The sequence below is a fragment of the Endozoicomonas sp. ONNA2 genome, assembly GCF_024606365.1.
Classification (GTDB): Bacteria; Pseudomonadota; Gammaproteobacteria; order Pseudomonadales; family Endozoicomonadaceae; genus Endozoicomonas.
Window position 1 is genome coordinate 1 of the sequence record NZ_JAHHPO010000857.1, and the last position, 10,377, is coordinate 10,377.

Here is a 10,377-nt window from a genome sequence, read left to right on the forward strand (position 1 = left end):
TCCTGGAATACTGATGGGAGAAAGTCATGGGGGCACCAACGTAAGGTGTAGGCATCCAGCTCGCTTTTGCGGATCGGGCAAATAAAGGCCTCGCCATCCCATACGGGCATGCTTGACGGCATTGGATTGAAGCATGAAAAGCACTTTAAGTCCGGGTTTTTACGGGGAGCATGATCAGGGTTCAGGGTGTAATATTCTGTAATGAAACGGACATGGTATGTGTGGCCGAATGAGCAATACGTCATCGGCTCCTCACTGTAAGCACGCTTATCCATGGGAGTTTTAGCATAACATATTAGACATTCCGGCGATCTTTTGAAGACAGAAGAAATAGTTCAGATGATTTGATCGGTTTTTGTGGTGATCATCCGGGACTGACGGATAATCACCTTATGATTTGCGGTATTGTCCCTCCTTTTTACCAAATCCCTGTCGGTATTCCTCAGTTAAATTGCCAGAGCCTGCTCTACCGCATCACCAATATAAGTGGCCGGGGTCAGCGCTTTCAGCCCGGCCTTCACATCAGCGGGAAGCGCCAGGCCATCAATGAATGTTGCCAGGGTCGCCTGGCTGATGCCTTCCTGACCACGGGTCAATGCCTTGAGCTTTTCATAAGGTTGTTCGATACCGTAGCGGCGCATGACGGTTTGAATGGGCTCGGCCAGTACTTCCCAGGCATTATCAAGGTCCTGCCCAAGGCGGGCAGGGGAGGCTTCCAGTTTGCCAATGCCCTTAAGGGTCGCGGCATAGGCAATCAGACTCTGGCCCAGACCAACGCCCATATTGCGCAACACGGTGGAGTCCGTCAGGTCCCGCTGCCAGCGGGAAACCGGCAATTTAGTGGCCAGGTGCTGCATAATGGCGTTGGCGATGCCCAGGTTGCCTTCCGAGTTTTCAAAATCAATGGGGTTGACCTTGTGGGGCATGGTTGAAGAGCCCACCTCGCCGGCAACGGTCTTCTGCCTGAAATACCCCAGTGAGATGTAACCCCAGATATCCCGGTCAAAGTCGATCAGAATGGTGTTGAAGCGGCAGATGGCATCGTAAAGCTCAGCAATGTAGTCGTGGGGTTCGATTTGTGTTGTGTAGGGGTTCCACTCCAGACCCAGGCTGGTGACAAACTGTTCGGCATGTTCCGCCCAGCTCACTTCCGGGTAGGCCAACAGATGGGCATTGTAGTTGCCGACAGCGCCATTGATTTTTCCCATGGGGACAATGCCTTCGATTTGTTTAAGCTGACGCTTCAGGCGGTACGCCACATTGGCCATCTCTTTACCCAGGGTGGTCGGGGAGGCGGTCTGGCCATGGGTTCTGGATAGCATGGGCTGGGCGGCATGGATTATGGCCAGTTGTTCAATGGCCGAGATTATTTTGCGCATCTGCGGCAGGACGGCCTCGGCCATGCCGGTTTTCAGCATCAGGCCATGGGCGAGGTTATTGATATCTTCCGAGGTGCAGGCAAAATGGACAAACTCACTGATCGCTGACAGCTCTTCATGACCCTGGAAGCGCTCCTTGATCAGGTATTCCACCGCTTTCACATCGTGATTGGTGGTGCGTTCAATTGCTTTCACCCGTTCAGCTTCATTCATGGAAAAACCAGTGAACAGCTCATTCAACAGCTGGCTGGCTGATTCAGACAGTGGTGGAACCTCGGTAATGGCAGGATGGCTGGCCAGAGACTGCAACCAGCGAACCTCCACCGCCACCCGAAAACGGATCAGCCCATACTCACTGAAAATGGTTCTCAGGGATTGGGTCTTGTCACCATAACGTCCATCAATGGGAGAGACGGCGGTCAGTGCATTCAGCTCCATGTTTTATGCCTTAATCTCGGGGAGAAAAGGGCGCATGATAACGGATACCCCTGTCTGATTCTATTCATTGCCAGGCTGGCCTCAATCAGATTGCGGATCAGGGGTGAGATCAGAGGCGATTTTCCATTGCAGAGGATGGGCCAGGCACCGTTGATATTCAGCCATTACAGACGCTTCAGGCCATCAAGTAACTTGCCTCGGCTGATGAACAGGTGCCAGCGACTGCCACCACACTGGCGCCAGAGGGTAGCAGAACGAATACCTGCCAGAAGGATGGCCCTGATCCGGTTGGCGTTAACCGGGTTCTGCAGGTAGCGCATATCACCCGACACCTGTATCCGGGTCTTAAAGGTGCTGATGGTATCCAGGTAGATGCTGGCCAGGCTGGCAATCACGTTGTCATGCAGCATGCCAAAATGATCCACCTGTTCTTTGGTTCTATTGAGCCGCTCGCCAATGATGCCTGGCATCTTTTGGTTACGACTCAGTTTTTTCTCAATGTGAATCAGGGCCAGCGCATAGCGGATAACATTCCCCTGAATGGCAGAGCTGTCCCTGGCTAACACGGACTCCAGGGTTTTTCTTCCCATGGCAAGACGGTCGAAACCACCATAAACCTCGGCAACATCATTGGGGGAGGTGACAAAAATACTGTGGATGGATGGGACCAGGGCCTCTTCACTCAGCTGCCCGGTCCTTGCCAGTTTGTCTACCAACACTGCGGCCTGGAACACACCAGATAATGCAGCCACCTGATCCTTCGTAGAATATCGCACCAATTTTCTTCTCTGGGGTTTCCGTTGTCGTTGATAAGTTTTCAAGTTTCGTGAAGGTCAAGCCCGTGTTTCAATAACACCGCCGCCAAGACAGACATTTTCACCATAAAGGTCATCATAAAAGACCACCGACTGGCCCGGAGTCACTGCTCTTTGCGGCTGGTCAAAGATAACCTGGTAATCACCATTGGCATCCTGGTCAAGCGTGCAGCCCTGATCCTGCTGACGGTAACGGACTTTTGCCTTGAACTGGCCGGGTATCTCCGGCGCCTTTCCTGAAACCCAGTCAATGTGGGAGCAGGTCAGGCTATCTGAGAAGAGTAGGGGGTGGTCCTTACCCTGACCCGCAATCAGCACATTTCTTTCAAGGTCTTTATCCAGTACATACCAGGGCGCTTCATCGGCATTTTTCTGTCCGCCGATCCTCAGGCCCTGCCTCTGGCCAATGGTGTGGTACATCAATCCCGAGTGTTCACCAATCAACTTGCCATCTTCCGTTTCAATAACACCAGGCTGTGCAGGCAGGTACTGCTGCAAAAAGTCCTTGAAGCGGCGTTCACCGATGAAGCAAATACCCGTGCTGTCTTTTTTGTTATGGGTGACAAGCCCGTGTTCTTTGGCAATGCGTCGGACCCGGGTTTTCTCCAGGTCTCCGATTGGAAAGAGCGTGCGGGCAATCTGTTGTTCACTTACCCCATGGACAAAGTAGGTTTGATCCTTATTATTATCAAACCCTTTCACCAGGTAGCTATGGTCAGCATGATCCACTCGACGGCAGTAATGCCCCATCGCTATGTAATCGCTGCCGAGGGTTAATGCGTAATCGAGAAAGGCTTTAAATTTGATCTCTTTATTACACAGGATATCCGGGTTCGGAGTCCTGCCATTTTGGTATTCATTGAGAAAATGTTCAAAGACATTTTCCCAGTACTCAGCAGCAAAATTAGCTTTATGTAAATGAATGCCAAGTGTGTCACAGACTGCCTGGGCATCGGCCAGATCGGTCATAGCTGTGCAGTATTCAGACCCGTCATCTTCCTCCCAGTTCTTCATAAAAAGCGCTTCCACCCGGTAGCCCTGCTGTTGCAGAAGCAAAGCGGATACGGACGAGTCAACACCACCGGACATGCCAACAATCACTTTGGTTTGGGAAGGATGCTTAATCACTGGGGTATACTGCCACCTGTCAAAAAATAGCGTGCCATTTTACCTTTCCCGGTAAACAAGCGCCATACTGCTGGAAATTGATAGGGGTAAATGCAGATGGCCCTTTTGTTTTCGTAACAAAACGTCATTTATTCCTGGCTGAGGATGGTATATGGTATATGCGTTTTGTGCGGCCAGCTTACTGACATTACTGCTGGATGTGGCTGCACGCTTTAAATAACGACAAGAAGCATTGAACCAGTCTTTCATCTGGCCAAATCGATGATTAGCGAACGGAGTTGATAATGGGATACCAAAAGATCAAGGTGCCTGCCAACGGTGACAAAATCACTGTCAACGAAGACCTCTCCCTGAATGTTCCCGATACCCCAGTGATTCCTTATATTGAAGGTGACGGTATCGGTGCTGACGTTTCACCAGCCATGCTGAAAGTTGTTGATGCTGCTGTCAAGACTGCCTACAAGGGGAAACGTAAAATTGAGTGGATGGAAGTCTTCTGCGGCGAGAAGGCTACCCGGGTTTACGATGACGATACCTGGCTTCCGGAAGAAACACTTGAGGCTCTCAAAGAGTATGTGGTCAGCATTAAAGGCCCTCTGACAACGCCGGTTGGTGGGGGTATTCGTTCACTGAATGTGGCTCTTCGCCAGGAACTGGACCTGTTTGCCTGCATTCGTCCTGTGCGCTGGTTCAAGGGAGTACCAAGCCCGGTAAAAGAGCCTGAAAAAACGGACATGGTGATCTTCCGTGAAAACTCAGAAGACATCTACGCGGGTATTGAGTGGCAGGCCGACAGTGCCGAAGCAGAAAAGCTGATCAACTTCCTGCGCAACGAAATGGGCGTGACCAAAATCCGGTTTGAGCAAGGCTGCGGTATTGGGGTCAAACCTGTTTCAAAAGAGGGCACCGAGCGTCTGGTAAAACAGGCGATTCAGTTTGCCATTGATAATAACCGTAAATCCGTCACCCTGGTTCACAAGGGTAACATCATGAAATTTACTGAAGGGGCCTTCAAGGATTGGGGTTACCAGACAGCTGTTGAATACTTCAGCGGCCAGCCTCTGGATGGTGGTCCATGGCATACTGTCAAAAACCCGAATACCGGCGAAGATATTATCATCAAGGATGTGATTGCTGACGCTTTCCTGCAACAGATTCTCCTTCGTCCGGCAGAGTACGATGTCATTGCCACCCTGAACCTTAATGGTGACTACATTTCGGATGCCCTTGCTGCGCAGGTTGGTGGTATCGGCATTGCTCCCGGTGCCAATATTGGTGCGCCGACTGCCGTCTTTGAAGCTACTCATGGTACTGCTCCAAAGTATGCCGGCCAGGATAAGGTAAACCCGGGGTCCGTTATTCTATCGGCTGAGATGATGCTTCGTCACATGGGTTGGAATGAAGCGGCAGATCTCATTATCAAGGGTATGGATGGCGCTATCGGAGCCAAGACCGTTACCTATGATTTTGAGCGACTGATGGAGGGCGCAAAGTTAGTCAAGTGCTCTGAGTTTGCCGATGAAATAATTAACCACATGTAAGTTTTCAGTTAACTTTTCATCAGTAAAGCCGGAAATTCATTTTCGGCTTTACTATCTTTTCGACCCTTATATTGTACTTTTTATTGTACTATCTACGTGTATCTCCTGGTGCTGCGAGTCATCCGATCAATTTTTGAAGGCCGATCATTGTGATTTGCTCAAGTATCTTTAGAATGGGGAATATAGATCTCGGCAAATTTGTCAATTTCCTGGTATGTGTGCACTAATTTATCTTCTGTCATCAAATGTCTGTAAGCCGTGCCGATCAGTAATTTGTGCTCGTTGTTTTTATGATCAGCTTTTATGATCAGCTTTTATGATTGGCAGTGGTACATACTTGCAGTTCCATGAGTGCGCTGTTGGTTACCAGACAGTTAAGTTGCAAATTGAAGGTTGGCAGTCATAAAACCATGAGTAATCTCGAACTGTTTCGTCTAAGCTTGCAAAAAGAGGGAGAGGAACAAGATGGTGATCTGGGCGTTGCAGTCGTTCCGGAAAAAACCAGACTGGCTCCCCCTCCCATGTATCAGGTCTTACTCCTGAATGATGATTTTACACCAATGGATTTTGTTGTTGAGGTACTGGAGAAGTTTTTCAGTATGCCAGAAGGAAAGGCGACTCAAATTATGCTGATGGTACATACCCAGGGAAAAGCCGTTTGTGGTGTATACAGCAAGGATGTCGCGGAAACCAAGGCTCAGCAGGTTAATGAATATTCCAGAGAAAACGACCATCCCCTGCTGTGCAAGACAGAAAAGGCCGATTAGCGTTTTCAAGGTTACACCATATGCTTAACAAAGACCTCGAAGCAACACTGAATAATGCATTTAAAGACGCCCGTAATAATCGTCATGAATTTATGACGGTAGAGCATCTTTTACTTGCCTTACTGGATAATGAGTCCGCAGTAAGAGTTCTGGCTTCCTGTGGAATTGATCTTAATAAACTTCGCCAGGATCTCACAGAGTTTGTCAGCTCAACGACCCCATTAATACCCGATGATGACAACGAGCGAGAGACTCAGCCGACACTTGGCTTTCAGAGAGTGCTGCAGCGAGCTGTTTTTCATGTGCAAAGCTCCGGTAAAAAGGAAGTTACCGGTGCCAATGTACTTGTCGCTATTTTTAGTGAACAGGAAAGTCAGGCTGTTTACTTTCTGAAGCAACAGGATGTGGCTCGCATAGACGTTGTTAATTTTATCGCTCACGGTATCTCCAAAACGCCAGGTCAGGAACTCGAAGAGCTTGGTAATGATCTGGCTGATGAAATGGAGCCGGAGAGTAGCAGTAATGGCAGCAAGAACCCCCTCAAACTTTATGCGACCGATCTGAATGATCAGGCACGTCTCGGCAGAATTGACCCTCTGGTTGGTCGGGCTGAGGAAGTTGAGCGGGTCTGTCAGATTCTTACCCGCCGCCGGAAAAACAACCCTTTACTGGTAGGCGAGGCTGGCGTTGGGAAAACGGCCATTGCTGAAGGCCTGGCCCGACGGATTGTTGATGGTGACGTGCCGGAGGTTTTGTCCAAGGCTGTTGTTTACTCTCTCGACTTGGGCTCGCTCTTGGCAGGAACCAAGTATCGTGGTGATTTTGAGAAGCGATTCAAGCAGTTACTTGGCAAACTCAAGAAGCTGGATCATGCCATTCTCTTTATCGATGAAATCCATACCATCATCGGCGCAGGTGCTGCATCTGGTGGAGTGATGGATGCCTCAAACCTCCTGAAGCCTATGCTGACTTCTGGTGAGCTGCGCTGTATTGGTTCTACCACATTTCAGGAGTTTCGCGGTATCTTTGAAAAAGATCGGGCCTTGGCAAGAAGATTCCAGAAAGTGGATATTGTCGAGCCGAACGTTGACGACACCTTCCAGATACTACTGGGACTGAAAAAGAAGTTTGAAGAACATCATACCATTGAGTACCAGGATGAAGCCCTGAAGGCAGCGGCCGAGCTGGCAGACCGATACATCAATGATCGTCATATGCCCGATAAAGCCATTGATGTTATTGATGAAGCGGGTGCCTATCAGAGGCTTCAGCCTGAGTCCGAGCGGAAGAAAGTTATTGATGTTGATGATGTGGAAACCATTGTGGCCAAGATGGCCAGAATTCCGCCAAAGTCTGTATCTTCATCTGACAAGGAGCTGCTTGGCAAGCTTGAGCGTAATCTGAAAATGGTGGTATTCGGACAGGACGAAGCGATCACTTCGTTATCCACGGCGATCAAGCTTTCAAGGGCAGGCCTCAAGGCACCAGAAAAACCCGTTGGTTCTTTCCTGTTTTCCGGGCCGACCGGTGTCGGTAAGACAGAGGTTTGCCGCCAACTGGCAAAAGCCTTGGGTATTGAACTTGTGCGCTTTGATATGTCTGAGTACATGGAAGCTCACACGGTATCACGTCTTATAGGGGCGCCTCCGGGTTATGTCGGGTTTGATCAGGGTGGCCTGTTAACCGAGGCCATCAATAAAACGCCTCATTGCGTACTGTTGCTGGACGAAATAGAAAAAGGGCACTCCGATGTTTTCAACCTGCTACTGCAGGTTATGGATCATGGCACTCTCACAGACAACAATGGTCGTAAGGCTGATTTCAGGAATGTGATTCTGATTATGACCACCAATGCCGGTGCTGAAAACATGACCAGAAGCTCGATGGGCTTTCTTGAGCAGGATCATACCACTGATGGCAATGAGGCCATTAAGAAAACCTTCACACCTGAATTCAGAAATCGTCTGGACGCCATTATTCCCTTTGTCGCGCTCAATGATGAAATTATCAAGCACGTGGTTGATAAATTCCTTACTGAACTTCAGGCACAGCTGGATGAAAAGCGCGTGCAACTGGATGTTGATGACAAGGCCCGCTCCTGGCTGGCAGAGAAAGGTTTTGATCGCCAAATGGGAGCAAGGCCTATGGGTCGGGTTATTCAGGAACACTTGAAAAAGCCTATGGCGGAACAAATTCTGTTTGGCAAGCTTGCTGAGCATGGCGGTAATGTGAAAGTGACTGTTCGCAAGGGAGAGTTGCACCTTAAGTTTGAGGCAGCCAAAAGCCGTGCTTCAGATCTGGAGGCAATTGATGGTGAACCAGGTTGAAGATAGCAGGCGGTGCTCAGAGGTGAGCACCGCTGTTAGCGAGAGCGGTAAGTGATACGGCCTTTAGTCAAGTCGTATGGCGTCAGCTCTACTTTTACCCGATCGCCAGTCAGAATTCGGATGTAGTTCTTGCGCATTTTCCCGGAAATATGCGCGGTGACAACATGGCCATTTTCCAGCTCAACACGAAACATGGTATTTGGGAGTGTATCAATAACGACACCCTCCATTTCCAGACTTTCTTCTTTTGCCATTAAATAACTACCTCAGAGGGGTTGGTACGGCTTGGTTAAATTTGTTTGGCATTCTGCCTGAAAACAATTTGTAAAGCAAAGCACCCATTATTGTCAGTCGTATTATTTCAATTGCTGCCATTTCTGGCTGATAAAAAGCTCCACAGGACGGTATTCGAGTTTATAATTCATTTTCTGGCAGTTTCGGATCCAATACCCCAAGTGAAGGTAGGGCAAGTTCAGTTTTCTGGCCTCAGCTATGAGCCATAAAATACAATAACGACCAAGACTTCGTTGCGAAAACCCAGGGTCGTAAAAGGTGTAAATTGCTGAAAGACTGCTTCGTAAATGATCCACAACCGATACTGCAAGCAATTGTCCGTCCAGGCGGAATTCATAAAATGAGGAAAATTCGGTGCTTTCAACCAGAAAAGTTGTGTACTGTTCGATAGTTGCAGGATACATGTCACCATCCTGATGACATTGATTGATATACTTTTCATAGAGCAGGTAATGCTCATCCTGAAAATCTGCAGAAACTTTGGCAACCATGAGCGTAGAATTGCGATTCCAGGTCTTTCGCTGCGCTCTTCTCATTTGAAATGCATCTACGGGTATTCTCGCCGGTATACAGGCCCTGCAACGGCTGCAGTGGGGACGGTAAATATGTTGGCCACTTCGTCGAAACCCAATATCGGCCAAGTCACTACATAACTCTTTGCCCAGTGGAGTTTCCGGGTCCAAAAATAGTGTGGTTGCCTGCTCTTCTGGCAGGTAACTGCATTCATGGGGCTGTGTAGCATAAAATTTGAGATTCTTATATTGGCTCATTACCGAAGGTCATTCCATTGCCATTCCTGTTTCCAGTCTGCACAGGAAGATGTCTGTAAGCAATAGCGGTCCAGATAATCCAGAAACCGGGGTCTTGATATCAACCTGGCTCCAAGAGAGTTTAGATGATCCGAATAGACCTGACAGTCAATCAGTCCAAACTGCCAGGCTAAAAGTTGTTGAGAAAGGGCAGTCATGGCAATTTTGGAGGTATTGCTTTCCCTGCTGAACATGGATTCCGCGAAAAATATTCGACCTTGGGCTACCCCGTATAGTCCTCCAACAAGCCTGCCTTCTTGCCAGACCTCGATAGAATGTGCATGCCCGGCATCATGCAAAGCAGTGTAGGCATCTATCATTTCATTAGTAATCCACGTTCCTTTCGAGTCTCTGCGGATACTTGCACAGGCCGCTATAACAGCAGGAAAATCGTGATCAAAAGTGACTTGGTAGAGACTTTTTCGCAGCAGTTTTCGCAATGAGCGGGATAAATAAAGCTCTCCCGGTTTCAACACCATTCGTGGGGATGGTGACCACCATAAAATAGGATCGCCCTCATTAAACCATGGAAAAATACCATGGCGATAAGCCATTACCAATGTGTCAACCTCAAGATTACCCCCAATGGCCAAAAGCCCATCGGGCTGCTTGAACGCATGCTCGATGGGAGGAAAGCTGGTAACATGATCAGGCAAAAGTGATATTGTGTCAGGCATTATCCAAAGCGCTGTGTTGTCATGCTGTTTGAGTGAATTGGTGTGGTATCATGCTTGACTGCTCTGGGCAGACAGAATACCTTATAAACTGGGTTTAGCCCATGAATTTGCAGCTTTGCCATATTGAATATAGTTGCAATTTGGTAATGGAATCTTATGATTATTTACAGTTAACTGTTCATTTCTCAGATAAGTCTTTCCA

Annotated in this window: 10 protein-coding genes; 3 read left to right on the forward strand and 7 right to left on the reverse strand. The window is 48.6% G+C overall.

Going from position 1 to position 10,377, the window contains the following annotated elements:
• From KDK14_RS15180 to mnmA, 4 genes are all read right to left on the reverse strand, one after another.
• On the reverse strand, positions 1–275 hold a 275-nt coding region (locus KDK14_RS15180; RefSeq protein ID WP_257266016.1), incomplete at its 3' end, for a hypothetical protein.
• Positions 276–446: 171 nt separating this feature from the next.
• On the reverse strand, positions 447–1,817 hold the full coding sequence (gene purB, locus KDK14_RS15185; protein ID WP_257266017.1) for an adenylosuccinate lyase: 1,371 nt from the start codon (positions 1,815–1,817) through the stop codon (positions 447–449).
• 164 nt (positions 1,818–1,981) lie between these two features.
• A complete protein-coding gene (gene hflD / locus KDK14_RS15190) occupies positions 1,982–2,593 on the reverse strand; it encodes a high frequency lysogenization protein HflD (RefSeq protein WP_257266018.1) in 612 nt (203 codons plus the stop codon).
• Positions 2,594–2,650: 57 nt separating this feature from the next.
• Positions 2,651–3,757, reverse strand: a complete 1,107-nt coding sequence (gene mnmA, locus KDK14_RS15195) for a tRNA 2-thiouridine(34) synthase MnmA (protein ID WP_373691091.1) — start codon at positions 3,755–3,757, stop codon at positions 2,651–2,653.
• 287 nt (positions 3,758–4,044) lie between these two features.
• Between mnmA and icd the strand changes: the two genes are divergently transcribed.
• From icd to clpA, 3 genes are all read left to right on the forward strand, one after another.
• Positions 4,045–5,301, forward strand: coding sequence for an NADP-dependent isocitrate dehydrogenase (icd, locus tag KDK14_RS15200; protein ID WP_257266020.1), 1,257 nt, complete (start codon positions 4,045–4,047; stop codon positions 5,299–5,301).
• 410 nt (positions 5,302–5,711) lie between these two features.
• Positions 5,712–6,068 carry an ATP-dependent Clp protease adapter ClpS gene (gene clpS, locus KDK14_RS15205; RefSeq protein WP_257266021.1) on the forward strand — a complete coding sequence of 119 codons (357 nt, stop codon included), beginning with the start codon at positions 5,712–5,714 and terminating at the stop codon, positions 6,066–6,068.
• A gap of 20 nt (positions 6,069–6,088) precedes the next feature.
• Complete coding sequence (clpA, locus tag KDK14_RS15210; protein ID WP_257266022.1) at positions 6,089–8,395, forward strand: ATP-dependent Clp protease ATP-binding subunit ClpA; 2,307 nt, start codon at positions 6,089–6,091, stop codon at positions 8,393–8,395.
• A 35-nt stretch (positions 8,396–8,430) separates the two neighbouring features.
• Here the strand turns inward: clpA and infA are convergent, their stop codons facing one another.
• From infA to aat, 3 genes are all read right to left on the reverse strand, one after another.
• Entirely contained in the window at positions 8,431–8,649 is a 219-nt protein-coding gene (infA, locus tag KDK14_RS15215) for a translation initiation factor IF-1 (protein ID WP_020583463.1), read from the reverse strand.
• Positions 8,650–8,751: 102 nt separating this feature from the next.
• Positions 8,752–9,459, reverse strand: a complete 708-nt coding sequence (locus tag KDK14_RS15220) for an arginyltransferase (RefSeq protein ID WP_257266023.1) — start codon at positions 9,457–9,459, stop codon at positions 8,752–8,754.
• The gene (gene aat, locus KDK14_RS15225; protein ID WP_257266024.1) at positions 9,459–10,175 is read right to left on the reverse strand and encodes a leucyl/phenylalanyl-tRNA--protein transferase; all 717 of its coding nucleotides are present in this window, start codon (positions 10,173–10,175) and stop codon (positions 9,459–9,461) included. Before aat ends, KDK14_RS15220 begins: the two co-directional genes overlap by 1 nt.
• Positions 10,176–10,377: the final 202 nt, after the last annotated feature.

What these genes read in the sequence shown, in the direction of transcription:
- purB (WP_257266017.1), bottom strand. Translation starts at nt 1,817, where the DNA reads ATGGAGCTGAATGCACTGACCGCCGTCTCTCCCATTGATGGACGTTAT.
- icd (WP_257266020.1), top strand. Translation starts at nt 4,045, where the DNA reads ATGGGATACCAAAAGATCAAGGTGCCTGCCAACGGTGACAAAATCACT.
- clpS (WP_257266021.1), top strand. Translation starts at nt 5,712, where the DNA reads ATGAGTAATCTCGAACTGTTTCGTCTAAGCTTGCAAAAAGAGGGAGAG.
- clpA (WP_257266022.1), top strand. Translation starts at nt 6,089, where the DNA reads ATGCTTAACAAAGACCTCGAAGCAACACTGAATAATGCATTTAAAGAC.
- infA (WP_020583463.1), bottom strand. Translation starts at nt 8,649, where the DNA reads ATGGCAAAAGAAGAAAGTCTGGAAATGGAGGGTGTCGTTATTGATACA.
- KDK14_RS15220 (WP_257266023.1), bottom strand. Translation starts at nt 9,459, where the DNA reads ATGAGCCAATATAAGAATCTCAAATTTTATGCTACACAGCCCCATGAA.
- aat (WP_257266024.1), bottom strand. Translation starts at nt 10,175, where the DNA reads ATGCCTGACACAATATCACTTTTGCCTGATCATGTTACCAGCTTTCCT.